Origin of the sequence: Micromonospora sp. NPDC003816 (assembly GCF_042874705.1) — a bacterium.
GTDB lineage: Bacteria > Actinomycetota > Actinomycetes > Mycobacteriales > Micromonosporaceae > Micromonospora.
Genome location: NZ_JBIANP010000006.1, coordinates 387054 through 409732, shown reverse-complemented (window position 1 = coordinate 409732; position 22679 = coordinate 387054). Strand labels below are relative to the sequence as shown.

Sequence of the window (22679 nt, the reverse complement as noted above, 5' to 3'; positions counted from 1 at the left end):
AGTACCCCGAAGGGCCTTTCCGCTCGACTTGCATGTGTTAAGCACGCCGCCAGCGTTCGTCCTGAGCCAGGATCAAACTCTCCAACAAAAACCTAATTGGAAAAGCAAACCCCAGCAACAAAATGTTGTTGCCAAAGGAATCCCCACCAACCAAGCAAAAGCTTGGCCAGCACGGGGTATCATAAAACAATTTGGCACTGGCTTATCAAGCACCCTGTTGAGTTCTCAAAGAACAACCACACACCACACCACGATCCTGCATTTCTGCCTGACCGCGTCTGGGGCAACCGCTCCAAACTATCTGAGCCGCTCTCGGAGTGCAACCTGAAGAATCAGGCTTTTACTCTGTAGCTTGCTCGGGACCCGCGCTGACGCACGCCCATCGGGCGGTCGTTTCTGTCGCGGGAAGCGGCAGACCGGCGATCACCATCTCTGGCGACCCACCCGGCTCCCTGCCGGCTTCAGCACTCTACCCGGTTGGCTTCGCGATCGCAACTCCGTCTTAGGGAGTCTCTCGCACCACCCGGTCTCAGTCTCAGGTCGACGGTGTCGACTCGATCCTGGCGCCCGTTCTCGGCCGGTTTGCCCCGGCCTCCCTCGTGCAGAGAGAAAGTTACGCGGACGTCCCGGAGAAGGCAAATCAGGATCCGTCGATGACTGTTTCCGTGGCCCAGCCGGGCTTGGCGGCGGCGAGTGCCGGCCTCCCCGGGTCTCCCCCATCGACACTCGACCACCTGCGGTGGAACCTGCCCTGTCGGCGACGACCGGGACAGGCCCGGACGTGCCAGAGTGTCTGGCATGGATGACGTGTCCCGGCCCGCCAGCCCGGTCCTCGCCGAGGACGCGCTACTCGGGCTCCTCCTGCCGTTCTGGCAACTGATCATCGGTGCGTTCGTGCTCTTCGCGGTGGTGGCCTCGATCGGACGTCTGATCAAGCGCGGCCCGTCGCGGATGAGTACGGCATTACTGGTGACCGCCGCCGCCATCGCCGGCTTCGCACTGGTGGGCGTCCTGCTACAGGGGTAGCGCCCTTCACATCCGCCGGTTGGCCAAGCTAGGCAGCTCTTCCCGGATACGTTCCAGCCGGGTCAGGTCGATGTCGGCCACCGCGAATCCGGGACCGTCGGGCACCTGGGAGAGCACCGAACCCCAGGGGTCGACCACCATGCTCCGGCCGTAACAGGTGCGGGCGGGTTCGTGGTCGCCGGTCTGGCCGGCCGCCGCGACGAAGCACTGGTTCTCGATCGCGCGAGCACGCAACAAGACCTCCCAGTGGTCGCGGCCGGTGTGCATCATGAACGCCGCCGGCACCACCAGCAGGTGGGCGCCTCCGCCGGAGGCGAGTTGGCGGTAGAGCTCCGGGAACCTGAGGTCGTAACAGATCGACAGGCCGACGCGTACGCCCTCGACGTCGACCACCACGGGACGATCACCGGGTGCCACCGTGGCGGACTCCCGGTACGAGACTCGGCCGGGAATCTCCACGTCGTACAGGTGGATCTTGCGATAGCTGGCGGCAAGGGTGCCGGACCGGTCGAAGACCAGCGTAGTGTTCCAGGTGTGCTCGGGGTCCGGGCCGGACTCGTGGAACGAGCCGGCGATCAGCCAGACACCCCGTCGACGGGCGACGTCGGCGAAGAACCGGCCGACCTCGCCGTCGACCGGCTCCGCCGCAGGCATCCCCTTCGACGGGCCGAGGTAGTCGACGTACTCGGGGAGGAGCACCAGGTCGGCACCGGCATCGGCCGCGCGATCGATCAGGGCCTCGGCGGCAACCAGGTTCGCCTTACGGTCGTCCCGGGAGTTCAGCTGGCAGACAGCGACGCGCATGCCTGCCAGCGTACGACCGAACTGCCGTGGACGGCAGCGCGAGCACCTGGCACCGGCCCGATCAGGCCGACTTCTCCTCGCGCTCGCGCCGCGCCCGACGGCCGGTGAACTCGCGCGGGACGATGGTCGGGTTCACGTTCTCCAGCACCGCGTCGCGTCCGATGAGCACCCGGGCGGCGTCGGGGTTGCTGGGCACCTCGTACATCACGGAGAGCAGGACCTCTTCCATGATCGCCCGCAGACCACGGGCACCGGTGCCACGCAACATCGCCTGGTCGGCGATCGCCTCCAGCGCCGGGTGCTCGAACTCCAGCTCGACACCGTCCAGCTCGAAGAGGCGTTGGTACTGACGGACCAGCGCGTTGCGGGGCTCGGTGAGGATGCGGACCAGCGCGCTGCGGTCCAGGCTGCGCACGCTGGTGATCACCGGAAGCCGGCCGATGAACTCGGGGATCAGCCCGAACTTGAGCATGTCCTCGGGCATGACCTGGCTGAAGATGTCGTCGGTGGACCGTTCGGAGACGGCCCGGAGACGGGCACCGAAGCCGGTGCCGCCGTGACCCGTACGCGCCTCGATGATCTGGTCCAGCCCAGCGAAGGCACCACCGCAGATGAACAGCACGTTGGTGGTGTCGATCTGGATGAACTCCTGGTGCGGGTGCTTCCGGCCGCCCTGCGGGGGAACGTTGGCGACCGTGCCTTCGAGCATCTTCAGCAGCGCCTGCTGCACGCCCTCGCCGGAGACGTCCCGGGTGATCGACGGGTTCTCCGACTTCCGGGCGATCTTGTCGACCTCGTCGATGTAGATGATCCCGGTCTCGGCACGCTTGATGTCGTAGTCGGCGGCCTGGATCAGCTTGAGGAGGATGTTCTCCACGTCCTCGCCGACGTAGCCGGCCTCGGTGAGGGCGGTGGCATCGGCGATGGCGAACGGGACGTTGAGCATCCGCGCCAGCGTCTGGGCCAGGTGCGTCTTGCCGCACCCGGTCGGACCGAGCAGCAGGATGTTCGACTTGGCCAGCTCGACGCCGTCGTTACCGGAGCCCGGTGCACCGGCCGCCTCGGCCTGGATGCGCTTGTAGTGGTTGTAGACCGCGACGGCGAGCGCCTTCTTGGCCTGCTCCTGCCCCACGACGTAGTTGTCGAGGAACTGGCAGATCTCCATCGGCTTGGGAAGCTCTTCCCACTTCACCTCGCCGGACTCGGCCAACTCCTCTTCGATGATCTCGTTACAGAGATCGATGCACTCGTCGCAGATGTAGACCCCAGGGCCCGCGATGAGCTTCTTGACCTGCTTCTGCGATTTACCGCAGAAGGAGCACTTGAGTAGGTCGCCACCGTCACCGATCCGTGCCACCTACGTTCTCCCTGCACTCATCGGCCGGAGCCCCGGCCACGACCTGCGGACGCTTACGCTCCGCCCGTCTTCTTACCCCGCCGGTCGCCCGGCTAAGTGGTACGGACCCGACGTTACCCGCTGTCGGAGTTTTCTCCGACCCCCAAAACGGGTGTGTCAGAGGCCGGCGGGCAACAGACCCCGCCGGCCTCTGGCCTGGTAACGGTCAGCTGGCCGAGTTGGCGGCCAGCAGTCCCTTCTTGCGGCTGGTGAGGATCGTGTCGACCAGCCCGTACTCGCGGGACTCCTCGGCCGTCATGATCTTGTCGCGGTCGATGTCCTTGCGGACCAGGTCGACCGCGCGGTTGCAGTGCCGGGAGAGCATGTCCTCCAGCTGGGTCCGCATCCGCAGGATCTCCCGGGCCTGGATCTCGATGTCCGAGCCCTGCCCGTAGCCGCCCTCGGTGGCCGGCTGGTGGATGATGATCCGCGAGTTCGGCAGCGCCATCCGCTTGCCCGGCGTGCCCGCGGCCAGGAGCACGGCGGCGGCGGACGCGGCCTGACCCAGGCACACGGTCTGGATGTCCGGCCGGACGTACTGCATGGTGTCGTAGATCGCCGTCATGGCCGTGAACGAGCCACCGGGCGAGTTGATGTACATGATGATGTCCCGGTCGGGGTCGGTCCCCTCCAGGGTGAGCAGCTGGGCCATCACGTCGTTGGCCGACGCGTCGTCCACCTGGACGCCGAGGAAGATGATCCGGTCCTCGAAGAGCTTGTTGTACGGGTTGGACTCCTTGACCCCGTACGACGTGCGCTCCACGAACGACGGCAGGACGTAGCGGTTGTGCACGGCCGCGAACTGTGGCGGCAGGCTCAGGTCGGTCATCGTCTGCTCCTCGATCAGCTCAGGGTCCCGGCGCCCTCGGGAACCTGGGCGGCCCCGGTGATCACCTTGTCGATGAAGCCGTAGTCCACGGCCTCCTGGGCGGTGAACCAACGGTCACGGTCCGAGTCCGCCTCGATCTGCGCCGGGGACTGGCCGGTGTGGGAGGCGACCCGCTCCTGGAACATCCGCTTGGTGTAGAGCATCTGCTCGGCCTGGATCGCGATGTCGGCTGCGGTACCGCCCATGCCACCGGAGGGCTGGTGCATCATGATCCGGGCGTGCGGGAGGGCGTAGCGCTTGCCCTTGGTGCCCGCGCAGAGCAGCAGCTGGCCCATCGAGGCCGCCATGCCCATCGCCACGGTCGACACGTCGTTGTCGATGAACTGCATGGTGTCGTAGATGGCCATACCCGAGTAGACGGAGCCACCGGGCGAGTTGATCCAGAGGTTGATGTCGCGGTCCGGGTCCTCCGCGGCGAGCAGCAGCAGCTGCGCGCAGATGCGGTTGGCGACCTGGTCGGTCACCTCGCTGCCCAGGAAGACGATCCGCTCCTTGAGCAACCGGTTGTAGACCGAGTCGTCGAGGTTGCCAATGGTGTCACCGCCACGGGCGTCAATCGCCCGGAGCGGCTTCGCTGGGATGTGCATGTCGGTCATGGCAGCCCTTCGCTCTCCGTACCGTCGTGTCCGACACTAACCGCTGCGCCGGGCGGCAGAGCCCCGGTCCGGGCACTGTTCGCTCTCAGCGCAGGACCCCTGAGAGGCGTACCCGGCAAAGGAATCGGGCCACCACCCACCGCTACCGGCGGACGGTGGCCCACCCCCGCGATCAGTGCTCGTGCGCGTGCTCCTGCTCGCTCGCCTCACGGAGAGCGTCGAGGCTCACCTCGTTGCCGGCCGAGTCCTTGATCTTGACGCGCTCCATGACCGAGGCGAGCGCCTTGCCCCGCCGCACGTCGCCGTAGACCGCGCCGGCCGTGCCGGAGCGGACCAGCTGGTCGTAGTACTGCTGGGGGGCCATGCCGGCGCGCTGGGCGCGGTGCACGATCTCGTGGCCGAACTCGTCGTCGGAGACCTGGGTGTCCTCGGCGTCGGCCAGGGTGTCGAGCAGCAGCTGGACCTTGACGCCCTGGGTGGCGGCCTCGGTCAGCTCGGTGTCGATCTGCTCCTCGGTCTTCTCCTCGGCGGAGAGGTAGTCCTCCATCGAGGCGCCGATGCGCTCGAGCTGGTCGACCATCGCCTGCTTGCGGCTCTCCACCTCGTCGCGGATGACGCCCTCGGGGGCCGGCACGTCGGCGACCTCGACGAGCTGCTCGAGGGCCTTGTCCCGGGCGGCGTAGATCTGCTCGACCCGCTTGCCCCGGGTGACCCGCTCACGCAGGTCGTCGCGCAGCTCCCCGATGGTGTCGAACTCGCTGGCCAGCTGGGCGAAGTCGTCGTCCAGCTCGGGCAGCTCCTTCTCCTTGACGGTCCGCACGGTCACCGCCACGTCGGCGTCCCGACCGGCGAAGTCGCCGCCGACGAGCTGGGTGGTGAAGGTGGTGTCCTCGCCGGCGGAGAGGCCGACCACGGCCTCGTCCAGGCCCGGCAGGAGCTGCTTGCTGCCCACCTCGTGGGAGATGTTGCTGGCCGAGCCGCCCGGCACCTCCTCGCCGTCGACGGTCGCCCGCAGGTCGATCTGTACGTAGTCGCCCTCGGCGGCCGGCCGCTCCACGGTCTTGAGGGTGGCGAAGCGCTCGCGCAGGCTCTTCACCTGCTCGTCGATCTCGCTGTCGTCGATCTTGAGCTCGTCGACCGTGACCTCGATGGTGGCCAGGTCGGGCAGGGTGATCTCCGGCCGGACGTCGACCTCGGCGGTGAAGTTGAGCGAGTCACCGTCGTTGAACTCGGTGATCTCGACCTCGGGGCGACCCAGGGTCTTGAGGTCGTGCTCGCGGACCGCGCTCAGGATGTTCTGCGGGATCGCCTCCTGCACCGCCTCGTTGAGCACGGTGCCCCGGCCGACCCGCTGGTCGATGATCGCGGACGGGACCTTGCCCCGGCGGAAGCCGGGAATCTGGATCTGCTGACCGATCTCCCGGTACGCCTTCTTGAGGCTCGGCTCGAGCTCGACGAACGGCACCTCGATGGCGAGCCGCACGCGCGTCGGGCTCAGAGTCTCGACGGTGCTCTTCACAGGCGTACTCCTTGACGGATCTCGGTTGTCTCTGGGGCGCTCTTACAGCCCATAGAGTGTAGGCGAGCCGGCACGGCGGGCCGGCAGCGCCCGGGAACCGCACGAACGGCAGGACCCGGAACGGTGACCGGCGCCCGGGTCGACCCGGCCGCGAGCGGCAGTCGGGGTGGCGGGATTTGAACCCACGGCCCCTCGCTCCCAAAGCGAGTGCGCTACCAAGCTGCGCCACACCCCGTGGCGACGTGCAGTCTATGCCGTCGGTCCGACAAAGGGATGCCGGGGCGTCACCCAACGCGCCGAACGGGATGAACAGGACATCGCGGCCGTTACCCACCATCCCCGGCCATCCGTACCGCCGCGCCGACGACCGCGCGGACGCCGCACCGGATACGGCCGCGCGGGGCAGACGCGCATTGGGTACGCTGTCGGCGCGCCCTGATCCGTCGGGGCGTACGCGGGCGTAGCTCAATGGCAGAGCTTCAGTCTTCCAAACTGACGGTGCGAGTTCGATTCTCGTCGCCCGCTCCAGCACCACCGGCCCAGGTCAGCGGCGTTCTCGCCCAGCCTGGGCCGCTGTCGTTCCAGCTCCCGCCGTTCGGTCCCGACAAGCTCCGCCGGCCACTGTGCAGTGACTCCTGGGAGAGCCGCGTTCGCACCGGAGTGTCGGACACTGGTGCCAGCCTTCGGGGCGTGCAACCCTCTTCCGTGACCGCAGTACAAGCGATCAGGTGCGGTGGGCGGCCATCCAGGTGGTGGCGAAGTCGACCAGCGAACGTTGGGACATCAGCCGGGCCGTGGCGTTGCCGACGCGGCCGATCGTCGCCGCACCGGTGGCCTCGAAGTCGTCGCCCAGGCGGACGAAGTCACTCTCGTCGGTGACGACGTCCACCCAGGTCGTCCAGCGGCTCGTGCCGTCGGGTTGGCGGACCGAGGAGCCGGTGGCGGCGCGTGGGGACGACGGGTGCCGCCACTCGGCCAGGTGCAGCGAGGTGTTGGAGTCGTGGCCGCAGCCGAGCAGAAGGACTTTGCCGTCGCGCCGGTACACCGCGCCGAGCGGTGAGGTCTCGCCGAGCGCGTCGTCGAGGCGGTGGCCGGCGACGATGTCGGCGGCGTCCGCGCCGAGGGCTGCGAAGGAGAGTTGCGGGTGGTCGCTGCGCAGGGCGCCCGGCCAGGCACGCACCACCTCGGGGACGGCGCCCATCCACCGGCTCGGGGTGCGGGCGGGGTCGAAGCCGGGGGTCTGCTCGCGGATCACTGGCCACCACGATTCCGGTACGGGCGGATGCTGCCAGCCGGCCGGGTCGGTGTTGTGGGGTGTGTGCGTGGGGACGACGAGCGTGCCGTCCGGACCGAGCGTCGCCAGCAGGGCGTGCACCAGCGCCTCGATGCCTCCGGCGACGAACCCGAGACTGCGGTTGGACGAGTGCAGAATCAGGACGTCACCCGCGTCGACGCCGAGCGCACGCAGGTCGGCGCTTATCGACTGGACGGTGTGCGGTCTCGCCTGGTCCATTGGACACAGTTTATGCCGGAGCAGCAGCTCCGGCGGGGAGGAGCGGGCATGTCGGACGAGCCGGAACCGGGCCTGGTGCCGGAGCACCTGCGGCCGGAGGACGACGACCGGGAGTCGGTGCTGTTGACCGTCGACGGTGAGCAGTTCCGGGTGAGCACGCAGGCGGGTCGGCCGGGGTCGTACGACTTCGACTGGCTCAACGGGCGCAACGACTACGGCTTCGGGCTCACCAACTCGGGCGGAGCCTCGTTGACCCGGGACGAGTTGGTGCAGGCGATCCGGGAGTTCCTCGCCGAGATCGATCCGGCGACCGGCTACCTGGCGGAGTGACGGATCGAGTGTGCGCCGAACCTCCCAGATCAATCCACTCTCGTGGATATCTCGGTACCATCCTGGCTACCGTCGACGCCTCCACCGGAGAACCCGGCCGGGGGCGCAGCCAGGAGGAGGAACCATGCCACTCCCCCGTCCGTTCCGGCGACGTCCGGCCGTCACCCGCGCGTCCCTCGCCGTCCTGCTCACCGCCGCCGTCCTGGTCCCGCTGACCGGCACGCCAGCCGCCGCGGCTCCGGCCACCGGCGAGATCAGGTACGCCGACGCGGCCACCGCCGTCGCCGGCAGCTATCTCGTCGTGCTCCGCGACGAGTCCACGGCGCGTACCGGCGTCACGCCGGCGGCCGTCGCCGACCGGCTGGCCGACCGGTACGCCGGACGCGTCGACCGGATCTTCACCGCCGCGCTGCGCGGATTCGAGGTACGCCTGAGCGAGCCGGCCGCCCGTCGACTCGCCGCCGATCCGGCGGTCGCCTTCGTCGAGCAGAACCGGATCGTGACGCTGGCCGACCCGGGGGTGCAGCTCAATCCGCCGTCCTGGGGACTGGACCGGATCGACCAGCGGAACCTTCCCCTGGACGGCCGGTACGCGTACCCGAACACCGCGCCGGACGTGCGCGCGTACGTGATCGACACCGGGGTGCGCGGCACCCACCGGGACTTCGGCGGACGGGTCGGCACCGGCGTGGACCTGGTGGACGGCCTGCCGGCGGACGACTGCAACGGGCACGGCACCCACCTGGCCGGCACGGTCGGCGGCACCCTGCACGGGGTGGCCAAGCGGGTGCGGCTGCACCCGGTGCGGGTGCTCAACTGTGCGGGCAGCGGCAGCATCGCCCAGGTCATCGGCGGCGTGGACTGGGTGACCGCGAACGCCGTCCGACCGGCGGTGGCGGTGCTGGCGCTGGGCGGTGCCGCGAGCAGCGCGTTGGACGCGGCGGTGACCGCCTCGATCGCCTCGGGCATCACCTACGCGGTGACCGCCGGTAGCGCCAACGGCAACGCCTGCGCCTACTCGCCCGGCCGGGTGCCGGCCGCACTGACCGCCGCCGGCACCACGATCACCGACGCCCGGATGCCGTCGGGCAACTACGGCTCCTGCCTCGACCTGTACGCGCCGGGCGCGAACATCACCTCGACCTGGCACACCTCGGACACCGCCACCGCCACCCTCAGCGGCGGGTCACCGGCGACCGCGCACGTCGCCGGATGCGCCGCCCTCGCCCTGCAGGCCAACCCCGGCTGGAGCCCGGCCCAGGTCGCCGCCTACCTGACCGGGCGCGCCACGGTCGGCGTGGTCGGCGGAGTGAGCAGCGGCACCCCCAACCGGCTGCTCTACTGCGGCCCGTGACGGGCCGGTGACCGGTCGCGCAGGCCCAGCGGGCGGACAGCACGGACGGGTGCCGGGCACCGGGGGATGAACCGCGTCACGCCGGGTAAGCAGGCCGCCGTCCTGGTGGAGTGACGACCTCGGTCGCGGGCTGCGCGACCGCTTCCGGGCGGGTCGGCCGTACGGTCGGCCCGCCCGGTGTCCGCGCGGTGTCCCGTCGCGGCGTCGGGCTCAGCTGAACAGCCAGTTCCAGGCGTCCACGATCCACTGGGTCTGTTGCAGGTAGGCGATGCCCAGACCGGTCAGGAAGATCGCCGTGACCAGGTGCGCGCCCCGGGCGCTGCGGCGTACCCGGCCGAGCTGCCGTTCCAGCACCAGCCGACCGATCAGCCGGGTGAGCGCGAACAGACCGGCCCCGACCAGCAGGCTCAGGATGAAGATCAGGAACGGGCCGACCAGGTCACCACCGCCCGAGATCGCCCAGATCCCCCAGCACACGAATGCGACCAGCGCGCCGGCCGCACTCCACTCCCCGCCCCGCTTGAGCTGGGCCACGTGCCAGCTCAGCGGCCGGCGCGGCGCGGGCTCGCCCGGCCAGCCAGTGCCGGTCGGCTCGTGGTCCACCACCGGGAACGGCTCGGTGCGCGGCGCTCGGGCACCGACCGAGGCCACACCCCGCCGGTACGGGTCACGCTGGGCCGGAATGCCCGCATCGGACTGCGGCGGCACCTCGACGGTGCGCTCCGCCCACGGCTGCGTCTGGTCGGCCATGTCGTCGTTCCCTCCCCCTGGACCGGCGGCGGCCACCGGCCACCGCTGGAGACTTCGAGAGTAACGAGCGCGCAAATCGGTCGCCCGACCCGCGTCGATCAGCTAGACACGAGCGGTGAACACCTTCGCTCCCACCATCAGCGCCGGCCGCCCCGAGGACTACGACGACATCGGACGTTTCCTCGGTGTGCTCTTCCACCACGAGGTCGACTCCGAGGCCCACGAGACCGAACGGGCGATCTTCGAGCCGGAACGCGCCCTGGTGGTACGCGACGGGTCGGAGTTGGTGGCCAGCGCCGCCGCGTACACCCGGGAACTGGGTGTGCCCGGCGGCGCGATGCCGGCCGCGCACGTCACGCTGGTCGGGGTCGCGCCGACCCACCGGCGTCAGGGCCTGCTCAGCGCGATGATGCGCCGGCAGCTCCGGGAGATCCACGACGCCGGGCGGGAGCCGGTCGCGGTGCTCTGGGCCAGCGAGGGCCGGATCTACCCCCGGTTCGGGTACGGGCTGGCCGCCCAACGGTTGATGATCAACGGCGAGACGACCGAGCTGCGCCTGCCGGCACCGACGCCGGACGAGGGCCGGCTCCGCCTGGAGCGGCCCGCCGACCGGCAGGCCGACCTGGCGACGGTCTACGACCGGGTGCGCGGCGACCGGCCCGGCTGGTCGTCGCGGGACGAACGCTGGTGGCGGTACGTGCTGATGGACCCGAAGTCGCAGCGCGACGGCGCCACCGAGCTGCGGGTGGTGCTGCACGAGGGCCCGGGCGGCGTCGACGGCTACGGGCTGTTCCGCACCAAGGGCGAGTGGAACAACGCCGGCCCGAAGGGCGTGACCACCGTCGACGAGGTGGTGGCGGCCACCCCGGAGGCGTACCGGGCGATCTGGCGCATGCTGCTCTCGATCGACCTGACCCGGCAGGTCGTGTCCCGGCGGGCGGCGGTGGACGAGCCGCTGCTGCGGATGGTGAACGAACCGCGCATGCTCGTCGCCCAGATGAGCGACGCGCTCTGGGTACGGGTGGTGGACGTGCCGGCCGCGCTCTCCGCGCGGCGCTACGCCACCGACGTCGACGTGGTCATCGAGGTGGACGACGACCTGCTGCCCGAGAACACCGGCCGCTGGCGGCTGCACGGCGGGCCGGAGAAGGCGGACTGCACGCGTACCGACGATCCGGCGGACCTCGCCTGCGACGTCCGGTGCCTCGGCGAACTGTTCCTCGGCGGCGTCGGCCTGGCCGCGCTGGCCGACGCCGGTCGGGTACGCGAGCTGCGCCCGGGGGCACTGGCCGCCGCCGGACCCGCCTTCGGCTGGCACCGCGCCGCGTCCGCCCTGGAGGTGTTCTGACGACGGGTACGGTCAAGGGATGGCGGACGCGGAGCGACGACGGCGACGGCACCGGCACCACGGCGGGCCGGACACTCCTGTCGACGGCGGTCCCACCGCGACCACCGCGAACGTGCACGACGGCGGTGAGCCGCCGCCACGCGGACGGCGCGGCGGCGGCTCGGCCGACGAGGGTGAGCGGGGGCTGCGCGGGCTGGTCGGCTCCGGCTCGTCGCAGGTGAACGTGACCGCGGCGATGCGGGCCCGGGACGCCGCCCGGCCCACCGACGAGGACCTGGCCGAGGCGGCCGCCCGGATGGTCATCGTCCGCCGGAACTGGACCCCCCGCGACGAGCTGCCCCGCCGCTGACCGCACCCGGCCGGTCGCACGCTCAGGGCAGGTCGGGCAGCTCGCGGGTGCGCTCGTAGTCGGCCACCTGGTGGATCCGGCGGGCGTGCCGGTCGCTGCCGGAGAAGGCGGTGGTGAGGAACGCCTCGACGATCGCGGTGGCCTCGTCGAGAGTGTGCTGGCGCGCGCCGACGGCGACCACGTTGGCGTCGTTGTGCTGCCGCCCGAGCTGCGCGGTCTCCACACTCCAGGCCAGCGCCGCCCGCACCCCGGCCACCTTGTTCGCGGCGATCTGCTCGCCGTTGCCGGAACCGCCGATCACCACGCCCAGGCTGCCCTCGTCGGCCACCACCCGCGTGCCGGCGTGCAGGCAGAAGGCCGGGTAGTCGTCGTCCGGGTCGTAGGCGTGCGGACCCACGTCGACCACCTCGTAGCCCTCCTTGGCGAGGTGGTTGGCCAGGTGCACCTTCAGCTCGAAACCGGCGTGATCGGATCCCAGGTAGACGCGCATACCGGGCAGTCTGTCAGGCCCGCCGGGGCGCATCGATCGGGGGCGGTGTGGTGACCCGCTGAGCGGGAGCCCGTGTCGCGGCTCACCGCCGGACCGGTTCCCCGCCCGCTGCGGGGGGCCGGCCCTCCTTCGCCGGTGCCGGCGGCCCGCCGTCCCGCGACGCGCGCCGGCCCCGCCCGGCCGTGATGGCGGGGCGGGGCCGGATTCGCGTGACGGCTGGCGGCGAGCCGAAGTCGGTCGCGCCCGTGGCGACGGGCGGGCCGGCGGCTACGTCAGGAGCGGTCGACCAGCTCGGCGACGACCAGGCCACCCCGCGCCTTCGGGGTGAACCAGGTGCTCTTGCGCGGCATCTTCTCCCGGGCCAGGTTGACCGCGACGAAGTCGTCCACGGTCACCGGGGCGACGAGCACGGCCAACTCGGCCCGACCGGCCTCGACCTCACTGGTCAGCCAGCTCGCCGGATAGTCACCGCCGACGTAGGTGATCCGCTTGTCGCCCGGGTCCAGCCCCAGGGCGTCGCGCAGCAGCAGCCGCTCGACCAGGGCGTGGTCCAGGTTCTCCAGCCGGTTGGTGCCGGTGTGCGGCAGAGTCACCGCGTACGCCCGGCCGGGAAGCTGGAGCACGACGGTGCCGCCGGTGGCCGGAACCTCGGCCGGACCGGTGATGTCGGTGACCTCGGCACCCGCCGCGCGCAGCCGGTCGAGCAGCTCGTCGGGCGTGGTGGTCAGCTCGCTGACCAGCCGGTTGTACGGCTGGATGGCCACCGAGGCGGGCGTGGTGACGACCGCCAGGAAGCGCGGCAGTCCACCGGTCTGGGCGGCCAGGCTGCGGTGGTTGCCGTCGGCGACGACCAGCTCGCCGCCGCCGGCCAGCGCGGTCAGCTCGTCCTGGCGCGGCCCGGGGCCGAGCAGCCAGATGGCGTGCGTACGCCCGGCCTGGTCGGTGTCGGTGGCGGCGGGCGCACCGGCCGATTCGGTGGCGGCGGCCAGCGCGGCGTGCAGTTCGTCACCCCGCCCGGTCTGCAACAGCAGCACCGGCGAGAGCAGGTGCCCCAGCGTCTCGGCCAGCGCGACGCGCTCGCGCACCTTGGCGATGAAGACGTCCTCGTTGCGGATGACCAGACCCGGCTCGTCGGCGCGGGTGGAGATCTGGTCGGTGTCGACCATCACCCAGAGCCCGTACGCGGAGTCCTCACCGGGTGCGCTGATGCGGTACAGCACCACCACCTGCTCGGCCGGCGTGTAACTGCCGTCGGCCTTCGCCTCGGCCAGCCGGGTCGCCGCCTCCGGCAGGGCGTCGGCGAAGGACTTGCCGAGGCTCTCCGGAGCCCGGTGCGGCATCTCGATGCCGAGGGCGCTCTGCGGGTTCGCCTCGATGATCGCGGTGATCTCCGCGTCGTCGGCGAACTCGTCGTAGTTCTGGGCGCCGGTGCCGCCCGTGGTGATCCAGGCCCGGTTGATCGGGTGCACGACCGTCATGTCCACTGACGCTACCGGCGGCGATGACCGCGTCTCCCGCCGACCCGCACGACGTCCACCAGTTGGCGCGCAAGGAAGGGCACCTTATTAACGCCTCAGGTAGAGCAGGGGGCCCTTGTTAACACTCCGGCTCGATGCGCGCCTGACGTCGGCCGACGGGCGAGTGCTGCCGGCCGAGCGGCCCGTGCTGCCGGCTCGGGGGTGGTCTGTGCTGCCAGCCGGCAGGCGTGTGCTGCGGGTTTGGGGGTGTGTGGTGCTGGCCCGGGGGTGTGTGCTGCGGGCCTTGAGGCGTCACCAGCGCGGTGGGGCGTACCCGTCCCGGCGGTGGGCCCTGGTCGCGTAGGTCCCGGTCCGGTGGGGTCAGACGCGAGGTCACGGGGACCCGGGCCACGCCCACCACACCCGACCCGGATACCCGGGTCAGGCCGTCGGAAGGGCCTTTTCCGGTGACGGGCCAGCGCAGGTCGACCGCCGGTCGGTCCGCGCCGCTCCCGCGCTCCTCCCACCACTGGAGATCGTCGACGGGGGCACGGTGCTTGGCCATGGCTACACCTCCACGAGCTGCGGTGTGCGGTCGGCAGCCGTGGCTACGGGCCGCCGGATCGCCGCTGCGGACAACTGGTCAAACGAGCCCACAGAGCGGGCGGTGACGCGCAACGGCGGTAGCGGCAGCGTCCGGCGGCGGCAGCGTCCGGCGGCGGCAGCGGTGTTAGGAGGGGACCCCTGCTATACACGAGGCGTTAGCAGGGGGCCCTTCCTTACACCCAAGGTGGGTCAGGTGAAGATGGGGTCGATGTCGCGGCTGCGCTTGAGTTCGAAGAAGCCGGGCGTGCCGGCGACCAGCATCACGCCGTCCCAGAGTCGGCCGGCGGCCTCGCCCTTGGGTGCCGGGGTGACCACCGGGCCGAAGAAGGCGACCTGCTTGCCATCCGGACCCGGAGCGTGCACGACCGGGGTACCGACCTCGGTGCCGACCGGACGCATCCCCGCCTCGTGGCTCTCCCGCAGGGCCGCGTCGAGGCTCGCGTCGTCGGCGGCCGAGGCCAGCGCCGGGTCCAGCCCGGCGTCGGTCAGCGCGGCGGCGTACAACTCCGGTCCACGTGCCTCCTTGCCGAGGTGGATCCGGGTGCCCATGGCGGTGTAGAGGTTCCGCACGGCGTCCGGGCCGTACCGCTGCCCGACGGCGATGCAGACGCGGACCGGGCCCCACCCGGTCTTCATGATCTCCTGGTACGCCTCGGGCAGCTCCCGCCCCTCGTTGAGCACCGACAGGCTCATCACGTGGTAGCGGACGTCGATGTCGCGGACCCGCTCCACCTCCAGCAGCCATCGGGAGGTGATCCACGCCCATGGGCAGATCGGGTCGAACCACATGTCGACACTGACACGCTCGTTCACGTTTAGGTCCCTTCGCAACGGAGATGCCGATTCGACCGGCCTATCACGCATCTTTACTCCGCATCGGGGCGACCGGCCGGTAACGGGCCGCGTGACCTCGCCCACCGACGGGTGTTGACGCATGGAAGACTCAGGCCCGGACCGGCCGTCACGAGCGGTCGACGACTGAGGTGACCGTGACGTGCGGCGATAGTGGGATGGAGACGAACGTGCCGGGAGTGCGCAACCTGACACAGGTCGAGGCGACCGAGCGGGCCCGACTGCTCGACGTGACCGGGTACGACATCAACCTGGACCTGTCCAGTGCCGTACACGCGGCCGGTGGCCGCACCTTCCGATCGACCACCGAGGTGCGCTTCCGGTGCAGCGAGCCGGGCGCCAGCACGTTCATCGAGGTCGCCGCGGACTCGATCCGCTCGGCGACGCTCAACGGCGACCCGGTCGACCTGTCCGACTGGTCGGCCGAGAAGGGGCTGACCCTGACCGGTCTGGCCGAGGAGAACACGCTGGTCGTCGACGCCGACTTCGCGTACTCCAGCTCGGGGCAGGGCCTGCACCGCAGCGTCGACCCGGTCGACGGCGAGACCTACCTCTACTCGCAGTTCGAGACCGCCGACGCGCAGCGCACGTACGCCTGCTTCGACCAGCCCGACCTGAAGAGCGTCTACACCTGGCACGCCACCGTCCCGGAGCACTGGAAGGCCGTCTCCAACATGCCGGTGGAGCGCGAGGAGGCGGCGGGTGAGGGGTGCAAGACCCTGCACTTCACCACCTCACCGCGGATGAGCACCTACATCACCGCGATCTGCGCCGGGCCGTACCACGAGGTGCGGTACGCCCACGACGGCATCGACCTGGGCTACTTCTGCCGGGCCAGCATGGCGCAGTACCTCGACGCCGAGGACCTGAACCTGATCACGACGCAGGGCTTCGACTTCTTCCACGAGCAGTTCGGGGTGCGCTACCCGCTGCCCAAGTACGACCAGGTCTGGGTGCCGGACTTCAACGCCGGCGCGATGGAGAACTTCGGCTGCGTCACGCACGCCGAGTCGTACTACCTGTTCCGGTCGCAGGTGACCGACTACGAGTACGAGCAGCGGGCCAACACGATCCTGCACGAGCTGGCGCACATGTGGTTCGGTGACCTGGTCACCATGCGCTGGTGGAACGACCTGTGGCTGAACGAGTCGTTCGCCGAGTGGGCCAGCCACTGGTGCAACACGCACGCCACCCGCTTCACCGAGGCGTGGACGACGTTCCTGTCCATCCGGAAGAACTGGGGCTACCGGCAGGACCAGCTCTCCTCCACCCACCCGGTGTACTGCGAGATGCCGGACCTGGAGGCGGTCGAGGTCAACTTCGACGGCATCACGTACGCCAAGGGCGCCAGCGTGCTCAAGCAGCTCGTGGCGTACGTGGGTGAGGAGCCGTTCCTGGCGGGTCTACGGGCGTACTTCGCCAAGCACGCCTGGGGCAACGCCACCTTCGACGACCTGCTCACCGAGCTGGAGACCGCCTCCGGGCGCAAGCTGCGCACCTTCGCCACCCAGTGGCTGGAGACGGCGCAGGTCAACACGCTGCGGCCGGAGCTGACCATCGGCGAGGACGGCGCGTACCAGCGGGTCCTGGTCCGCCAGGAGGCGCCGCAGGGTCACCCGACGCTGCGGACCCACCGGATCGGGGTCGGCCTCTACGACCTCACCGACGGTCGCCTGGTGCGCCGCGAACGGTACGAGGTGGACGTCGACGGCGAGTCGACCGAGCTGACCGAGCTCGCCGGAGTGCGGGCGGCCGACGTGCTGCTGCTCAACGACGACGACCTGACGTACACGAAGCTGCGCCTGGACGGGCGGTCGATGGCGACGGTGGTGCAGCACATCGCCGGCTTCGAGTCGTCGCTGGCGCGCGCGCTGTGCTGGACGGCCGCGTGGGACATGACCCGCGACGCCGAGCTTGCCACCCGCGACTACGTGGCGCTGGTGCTGGCCGGGCTGCCGGCCGAGCGGGACATCAACCTGGTCACCGCCACGCTGCGCCAGGTCAGCACCGCCATCACCTTCTACGCCGACCCGAGCTGGGCGCCGACCGGCTGGGCCGACCTGGCCCGGACCGCGCGGACCGCGCTCGCCGCCGCCGAGCCCGGCAGCGGCTTCCAGCTGGCCTGGGCCCGGGCGTACGTCTCCGCGGCCCGCTCCGCCGAGGACCTGGCGATCCTGCGCGGCTGGCTGGACGGCTCCGAGGTGACCGCCGGGCTGACCATCGACACCGAGCTGCGCTGGAGCGTGCTGCAGTCCCTGGTGGCCAACGGTGTGGCGGGTGTGCCGCAGATCGAGGCCGAGCTGGCCGGCGACAAGACCTCCAGCGGCGAGCGGGAGGCCGCGTACGCACACGCCCTGCTGCCCACCGCGGAGAACAAGGCGGCGGTCTGGGCACAGCTCACCGGTGCCGAGGCGCTGCCGAACTGGCGGAACCGGGCGCTGTTGCAGGGTTTCACCCACCCGACCCAGGTCGAACTGATCACGCCCTACCGGGACCGGTACTTCGACACGGTCGGGCAGGTCTGGGCGCGCCGGGACAGCGAGCCGGCGCAGGAGTTCGCCATGCTGGTGTACCCGGCGTACCTGGTCGACGACGACACGGTCGAGGCCACCGACGCCTGGCTGGCGCAGGAGGGCCACCCGGGTCCGCTGCGTCGGCTGGTGGCCGAGGGCCGCGACGGTGTGGTGCGGGCGCTCGCGGCCCGCGCCCGGGACGCCCGCAGCGCCTGACCCGCGCGCCGTGCGGCGGGCCGGTCGGCCCGCCGCACGGACACGGAAGGCCACACGGAGACGAGAAAGCCCGGTCCCACGTCAGGTGGGGCCGGGCTTCGTCGTACGGGAACGGTCAGGCGGTGCCGGCGTACCGGGAGAGCTGGTCGAGCCCCTGGATGATGCCGCCGGCCAGGTCACCGCCGCCGAACGAGGCCACCATCGACAGCGCGGCGATCTTGGCGTACGTGTCCGGCACCCGCTTGCGGGCGTGCCGGCCGGTGACGATCTCCATCTGCCGCTGGTTGGGCGAGACCGCGATCAGCACCGAGCGGTCCGGGTCGGCGAGCTGCCGGTGCAACCGCTCGGCGTGCTCGCGGACCGGCTCGTCGAGGCCGCCCACGAAGACCGAGAAGGTCAGGCCGGTGGTCCTGTCGGCCAGGCGCAGTGCCTCGTCGATGCGCAGCAGCTGGCGGGTCGAGAACGGACCGTCGAGCACGTCGGGCGGGGTGCCCGGAGTGGTCTCGGGCTGCTTCTCACCAACGGTCACTTGCGCCTCCGGTCCCACCGGCCGGCGCCTCGACGCCGGCCTGTTCCTGCTTGCGGCTGCTCAGCGCGGGCGCCTGTGCCCCCGCCGCCAGCGCGGTGCCGGCCGAGTCGGCCAGCTCCTCCGGCTTGCCGAGGAACCACACCGGCGTGAAGCTGAAGGGTCGGCCCGGACGGTACCGCTTGGCACCGCCGCCACCACCGCGGCTGCCCGCGTAGACGAGGCCGGCGATCACCAGCACGACGACTGCCGGGATGCCGACGAAGACCAGCAAGGTGTCGGTTACAGACAATCCCAACGCCCCCAGGCGGAAAGAGAGAACTTCGACCGGGCCGGGTGGCGGGTCACCGTGGTGACCTCCCGACTCCGCTGCCATTCACGTTAGCGGAGCCCACGCCCCGCCAGAGCGGCGGGTGGCGATCCCACCCGCCACAGAGACCCTCCAGTTGCGCAGCCGTCGCGATCAGTCTCGCGTCGTCGCCGTACCGACCGGTCAGCAACACACCGACCGGCAACCCCTCGGCGGTCACCCCCACCGGCAACGAGACCGACGGCTGACCGGTGACGTTGAAGACCGCACAGTACGGGGAGAACCGCCGTTGCAGGTCGAAGTCCTCCTCCGGCGTACGCCCCTCGGTGAACCAGCCGACGGGTGCCTGCGGGGACGCCAACGTGGGACAGAGCAGCAGGTCACAGTCGGCGGTACGGCGCGCGCCGAGGCGTACCTGCGCCTGGAGTTCGCCGAGGGTGGCGCTGAGCGTACCGGCGGAGATCCCGCCGCCCCGGGCCCGCAGGAAGCGGGTCAACGGCAGCAGGTCGGCCTCCCGATCGGGCGGCACCGGCGCGAGCGAGAGGACGTACCAGACGACCTCGAACAGCGGCCAGACCTGTGGCCCGAGTGGCGGTGGCACCTCGACCACCTGGTGACCGGCGGCGGTGAGCAGCGTCACGGCCCGGTCCACCGCGGCGACGCAGTCCGGGTGGACCGGCTCGTCGGCGAGCATCGGCGCGGTGAACCGGCCCACCCGCAACCGTCCGGGGTCGGCGGCGCGGGCGGCGCCCAGGTAGCCGGCGGCCGGCGGCGGTGGCGGCAGGTACGGCTCGCCGGGCACCGGCTCGGCGAACACGTCGAGCAGCGCGGCCACGTCGGCGACGGTACGGCCGATCGGGCCGCTGGTGGGCAGCCCGAACGCGCCGGAGCCGAGCGGGCCGCCGGAGACCACGCCCCGGCTCGGCTTGTAGCCGATCAGGCCGCACAGGGACGCCGGGATGCGGACCGATCCCCCGCCGTCGGAGCCCTGGGCCACCGGCACCAGCCCGGCCGCCACCGCAGCCGCCGCGCCGCCGCTGGAGCCGCCGGCGGTGTACGCCAGGTCCCACGGGTTGCGGGCCGGCGGGGCCACCAGCCCCTCGGAATAGAGCGAGCAGCCCAGCTCGGAAGTGGTGGTCTTGCCGAGGCTGACCAGACCGGCCGACCGGACGAAGCGCACCACGTCGGCGTCGACCGGCGGAACCAGGTCGGCGAAGGCTGCCGAGCCGAAGCTGGTGGGCACGCCGGCCGTCAACGTCAGGTCCTTGATCGCGGTGGCCACGCCGTGCAGCGGTCCCCGCCGGTCGGCCGGGGTGGCGTCGGCGGCTCGCGCCGCCTCGCGCGCCGCCTCGGCGGTGACCGTGACGAAGGCGCCCACCGTGTCGCCGAGGGCGTCGACCCGGTGCAGGTAGTGCTCGACCGTCTCCAGGCTGGTCAGCTCGCCGCGGGCGATCGCGGCGGCCTGCTCCAACGCGGTCAGGTCGTGCGGCTCGGCCATGTCGTCATCCTGCCGCGCCGGCCCGCCGCTCGCACCCGTCACGCGCCGGAACGCGCCCAGGCGGCTGCGCGCCGGGCGCTGTGCTCCGCGCGCCGCGCGCTGCGTGCCGAGCGCTGCGTGCCGAGCGCCGGGGCGTGCTGTTAGGAGGGGACCCCTGCTATGCACGAGGCGTTAATAAGGTGCCCTTCCTTGCAGGAAGTGCAGGGCGTTACCGGCCAGCAGGCGGGCGCGCTGGGCGTCGGTGAGGAAGTCGGCCTGGTGGACCACCCGTCCGGCCGGACGCTCGCCCAGCGGGTACGGGTAGTCGCTGCCGAGCAACACCCGGTCGACGCCCATGGTGTCGACCAGAAGCCGCAGCGCCGGGGTGGAGAAGACCACCGAGTCGACGTAGAACCGGTCCAGGTAGCTGCTGGGCGGGGCGGCGGAGGCACCGCGTACCAGGTCGCCCCGGCGGTGCCAGGCGTTGTCGGCGCGCCCCAGCCAGAACGGGAAGCTGCCGCCGCCGTGGGCGAAGCAGATCCGCAGCGTCGGCGGCACCTTGTCGAAGACCCCGCCGAGGATCATCGACAGCACCGACAGGTGCGTCTCGGCGGGCATGCCGGTGAGCCAGCGCGCCATCCACCGGTCGAGCCGGGGCCCGCCGGGCATGTCCCACGGGTGCACGAAGACCGGCGCGCCCACCTCGGCGCAGTGGGTCAGGAACGTCACGATGCCGGCGTCGTCCAGGTCCCGGTCGCCGACGTGGTTGCCGATCTCCACGCCGACGTGCCCGGCCGCCAGGCAGCGGTCCAGCTCGGCGCAGGCCGCGTCCGGGTCCTGCAACGGCACCTGGCAGAACGGCAGCAGCCGGTCGCCGCCGGCCGAGGTGACCTCCAGGGTGAGGTCGTTGAAGATCCGGGCCACCCGGACCGCCTGGTCGGCCGGGCGGTCGTAGCCGAAGAACACCGGCGTGGGCGAGACCACCTGCACGTCCACCCCGTCGGCGGCCATGTCGGCGAGGCGGGTCGGCGCGTCCCAGCACTCGGCGCCGACCGGCCGGAACTCGGTCTCCCCCACCATGATCATGGCCGCGCGTTCCGAGTCGACCCGCAGCCAGGGCCACCCGGACCCGCCGCAGGCCGCGGCGAGGTCCGGCCATCCCCTGGGTACGACGTGGGTGTGCACGTCCACCACGGAGGGTGTCGCCATCGTCAGCCCTTACCCGGGTGCAGCGTGCCGCACCGCTCGCAGGTCCGTGCCGCCTCGTCGGTGTAGAAGGCGCCGAAGACGGGCGGCAGGTCGGCGGCGATGTCGCGGACCTGCAACTCGACCTCGTGCACCTTGTGCCCGCACTCGGGGCAGTACCACTGGAACTTCTCCAGCGTCCCCTCGGCGCGTACCCGCTCGACCACCACGCCGATCGAGCCGGGCTCGGGACGCTGCGGCGAGTGCGGGGTGTTGCGCGGCAGCATCCACATCTGACCCTCGCGCACGTGCACCGTACGCGGCCCCTCCGGAGTCATCAGGTTGATGTGCATGTTGCCCTTGACCTGGTAGAAGAACTCCTCGTACGGGTCGACGTGGAAGTCGGTGCGCTGGTTGGGCCCACCCACCACCATGACGATGAAGTCGTCGGAGCCGGGGAACATCTCCTTGTTGCCGACCGGCGGCTTGAGCAGGTGCTGGTTGTCGGCGATCCAGCCGGGAAAGCTGAACGGCTCGGCGATCTCACTCACGACTACCTCCTCCGGGAAGCAGGGCCACGGCTTGCATCTCGATCAGCAGGTGGGGATGCGGCAACTGGTGCACGGCCACGGTCGTCCGGGTCGGCCCGGTGGCGTCGAAGAACTCCGCCCACACCTGGTTGTACCCACCGAAATCATTCATGTTGACCAGGTACGACGTCACCTGCACCAGGTCGGTCAACTCGGCGCCGACGGATCTCAGCAGGTCACCGATGTTCTCGATGACCGCGCGCGTCTGCACCCGGATGTCCAGGTCGGTGGTGCCGAACTCGTCCACCGACACGCCGGCGAAGCTGTTGTCCGGCAGCCGGGACGACGTCCCGGACACGAACACGAACCCCCCGGCCACCTTCACGTGCGGAAAGGCCCCACGAGGCACCGCCTTCCCCGCAACCACCCGCCCCCCGTCACTCCCCACACCACACCCCCACCAACGAACCCCGACCACCCGGCCGAGCAACACAAGCGCCAACCACCTGAGCCGCACCCCCACCCGGCGGAGCAACACAAGCGCCAACCGAGTCAGGGGTTCCGGGGCCCCCCCCCCCCCCCCGGGGAAACCCGGCCCCCCCCCCCCCCGGCGGGGGGCCCCGGCCCCCCCCCCCCCCCCCCG

Annotated in this window: 22 protein-coding genes, 2 tRNA genes and 1 rRNA gene; 7 read left to right on the top strand and 18 right to left on the bottom strand. The window is 71.1% G+C overall.

Annotated features, from left to right (window positions below; all coding sequences use genetic code 11):
• A 16S ribosomal RNA gene (locus ACFYTT_RS21985) occupies positions 1-88 on the bottom strand; the annotation flags it as partial.
• A 710-nt stretch (positions 89-798) separates the two neighbouring features.
• On the opposite strand from ACFYTT_RS21985, the gene ACFYTT_RS21980 reads away from it, so the two are divergent.
• On the top strand, positions 799-1026 hold the full coding sequence (locus ACFYTT_RS21980; RefSeq protein ID WP_131052510.1) for a hypothetical protein: 228 nt from the start codon (positions 799-801) through the stop codon (positions 1024-1026).
• Positions 1027-1032: 6 nt separating this feature from the next.
• On the opposite strand, the gene ACFYTT_RS21975 is transcribed toward ACFYTT_RS21980, so the two are convergent.
• From ACFYTT_RS21975 to ACFYTT_RS21950, 6 genes are all read right to left on the bottom strand, one after another.
• Positions 1033-1830 (bottom strand): carbon-nitrogen hydrolase family protein, encoded by a 798-nt coding sequence (locus ACFYTT_RS21975; protein WP_131052511.1) that lies wholly within the window; start codon positions 1828-1830, stop codon positions 1033-1035.
• A gap of 61 nt (positions 1831-1891) precedes the next feature.
• Positions 1892-3187, bottom strand: a complete 1296-nt coding sequence (gene clpX / locus ACFYTT_RS21970) for an ATP-dependent Clp protease ATP-binding subunit ClpX (RefSeq protein ID WP_131052512.1) — start codon at positions 3185-3187, stop codon at positions 1892-1894.
• 205 nt (positions 3188-3392) lie between these two features.
• Positions 3393-4055: an ATP-dependent Clp protease proteolytic subunit gene (locus ACFYTT_RS21965; RefSeq protein WP_131052513.1), complete on the bottom strand. Its 663-nt coding sequence runs from the start codon at positions 4053-4055 to the stop codon at positions 3393-3395.
• 14 nt (positions 4056-4069) lie between these two features.
• Entirely contained in the window at positions 4070-4711 is a 642-nt protein-coding gene (locus tag ACFYTT_RS21960) for a ClpP family protease (protein WP_131052514.1), read from the bottom strand.
• Between the two features lie 172 nt (positions 4712-4883).
• Complete coding sequence (tig, locus tag ACFYTT_RS21955; RefSeq protein WP_387261640.1) at positions 4884-6230, bottom strand: trigger factor; 1347 nt, start codon at positions 6228-6230, stop codon at positions 4884-4886.
• A 161-nt stretch (positions 6231-6391) separates the two neighbouring features.
• Positions 6392-6465: transfer RNA gene (locus ACFYTT_RS21950), tRNA-Pro, on the bottom strand.
• Positions 6466-6684: 219 nt separating this feature from the next.
• On the opposite strand from ACFYTT_RS21950, the gene ACFYTT_RS21945 reads away from it, so the two are divergent.
• A tRNA-Gly gene (locus ACFYTT_RS21945) sits at positions 6685-6758 on the top strand.
• A gap of 196 nt (positions 6759-6954) precedes the next feature.
• On the opposite strand, the gene ACFYTT_RS21940 is transcribed toward ACFYTT_RS21945, so the two are convergent.
• The gene (locus ACFYTT_RS21940; protein ID WP_387261637.1) at positions 6955-7743 is read right to left on the bottom strand and encodes an aminoglycoside N(3)-acetyltransferase; all 789 of its coding nucleotides are present in this window, start codon (positions 7741-7743) and stop codon (positions 6955-6957) included.
• A 48-nt stretch (positions 7744-7791) separates the two neighbouring features.
• Between ACFYTT_RS21940 and ACFYTT_RS21935 the strand changes: the two genes are divergently transcribed.
• Both ACFYTT_RS21935 and ACFYTT_RS21930 read left to right on the top strand, forming a co-directional pair.
• The gene (locus ACFYTT_RS21935) at positions 7792-8073 is read left to right on the top strand and encodes a hypothetical protein (RefSeq protein ID WP_387261635.1); all 282 of its coding nucleotides are present in this window, start codon (positions 7792-7794) and stop codon (positions 8071-8073) included.
• 124 nt (positions 8074-8197) lie between these two features.
• The gene (locus ACFYTT_RS21930; protein ID WP_387261632.1) at positions 8198-9427 is read left to right on the top strand and encodes a S8 family serine peptidase; all 1230 of its coding nucleotides are present in this window, start codon (positions 8198-8200) and stop codon (positions 9425-9427) included.
• Positions 9428-9637: 210 nt separating this feature from the next.
• Here the strand turns inward: ACFYTT_RS21930 and ACFYTT_RS21925 are convergent, their stop codons facing one another.
• Complete coding sequence (locus ACFYTT_RS21925) at positions 9638-10177, bottom strand: hypothetical protein (RefSeq protein ID WP_176095038.1); 540 nt, start codon at positions 10175-10177, stop codon at positions 9638-9640.
• Positions 10178-10292: 115 nt separating this feature from the next.
• On the opposite strand from ACFYTT_RS21925, the gene ACFYTT_RS21920 reads away from it, so the two are divergent.
• Both ACFYTT_RS21920 and ACFYTT_RS21915 read left to right on the top strand, forming a co-directional pair.
• A complete protein-coding gene (locus ACFYTT_RS21920) occupies positions 10293-11525 on the top strand; it encodes a GNAT family N-acetyltransferase (protein WP_387261629.1) in 1233 nt (410 codons plus the stop codon).
• Between the two features lie 19 nt (positions 11526-11544).
• A complete protein-coding gene (locus ACFYTT_RS21915; RefSeq protein ID WP_176095039.1) occupies positions 11545-11874 on the top strand; it encodes a hypothetical protein in 330 nt (109 codons plus the stop codon).
• 22 nt (positions 11875-11896) lie between these two features.
• Here the strand turns inward: ACFYTT_RS21915 and ACFYTT_RS21910 are convergent, their stop codons facing one another.
• From ACFYTT_RS21910 to ACFYTT_RS21900, 3 genes are all read right to left on the bottom strand, one after another.
• Positions 11897-12364 (bottom strand): ribose-5-phosphate isomerase, encoded by a 468-nt coding sequence (locus ACFYTT_RS21910; protein ID WP_176095040.1) that lies wholly within the window; start codon positions 12362-12364, stop codon positions 11897-11899.
• 272 nt (positions 12365-12636) lie between these two features.
• Complete coding sequence (locus ACFYTT_RS21905) at positions 12637-13842, bottom strand: DUF1015 family protein (protein WP_387261624.1); 1206 nt, start codon at positions 13840-13842, stop codon at positions 12637-12639.
• 774 nt (positions 13843-14616) lie between these two features.
• Complete coding sequence (locus ACFYTT_RS21900; protein WP_131056477.1) at positions 14617-15240, bottom strand: disulfide bond formation protein DsbA; 624 nt, start codon at positions 15238-15240, stop codon at positions 14617-14619.
• Positions 15241-15458: 218 nt separating this feature from the next.
• On the opposite strand from ACFYTT_RS21900, the gene pepN reads away from it, so the two are divergent.
• A complete protein-coding gene (gene pepN / locus ACFYTT_RS21895; RefSeq protein ID WP_387261621.1) occupies positions 15459-18008 on the top strand; it encodes an aminopeptidase N in 2550 nt (849 codons plus the stop codon).
• Between the two features lie 115 nt (positions 18009-18123).
• Here the strand turns inward: pepN and ACFYTT_RS21890 are convergent, their stop codons facing one another.
• From ACFYTT_RS21890 to ACFYTT_RS21865, 6 genes are all read right to left on the bottom strand, one after another.
• Positions 18124-18537: a DUF5130 family protein gene (locus ACFYTT_RS21890; RefSeq protein ID WP_387261618.1), complete on the bottom strand. Its 414-nt coding sequence runs from the start codon at positions 18535-18537 to the stop codon at positions 18124-18126.
• Positions 18524-18808 carry a hypothetical protein gene (locus ACFYTT_RS21885; RefSeq protein ID WP_387261694.1) on the bottom strand — a complete coding sequence of 95 codons (285 nt, stop codon included), beginning with the start codon at positions 18806-18808 and terminating at the stop codon, positions 18524-18526. Before ACFYTT_RS21885 ends, ACFYTT_RS21890 begins: the two co-directional genes overlap by 14 nt.
• Positions 18809-18878: 70 nt before the next feature.
• Positions 18879-20342 carry an amidase gene (locus tag ACFYTT_RS21880; RefSeq protein WP_387261615.1) on the bottom strand — a complete coding sequence of 488 codons (1464 nt, stop codon included), beginning with the start codon at positions 20340-20342 and terminating at the stop codon, positions 18879-18881.
• 171 nt (positions 20343-20513) lie between these two features.
• Positions 20514-21530: an amidohydrolase family protein gene (locus ACFYTT_RS21875; protein ID WP_387261611.1), complete on the bottom strand. Its 1017-nt coding sequence runs from the start codon at positions 21528-21530 to the stop codon at positions 20514-20516.
• 2 nt (positions 21531-21532) lie between these two features.
• The gene (locus ACFYTT_RS21870; protein WP_131057720.1) at positions 21533-22057 is read right to left on the bottom strand and encodes a 3-hydroxyanthranilate 3,4-dioxygenase; all 525 of its coding nucleotides are present in this window, start codon (positions 22055-22057) and stop codon (positions 21533-21535) included.
• Positions 22050-22514 (bottom strand): RidA family protein, encoded by a 465-nt coding sequence (locus ACFYTT_RS21865; RefSeq protein ID WP_387261691.1) that lies wholly within the window; start codon positions 22512-22514, stop codon positions 22050-22052. The genes ACFYTT_RS21870 and ACFYTT_RS21865 overlap by 8 nt, the downstream gene beginning before the upstream one ends.
• Positions 22515-22679 lie beyond the last annotated feature (165 nt).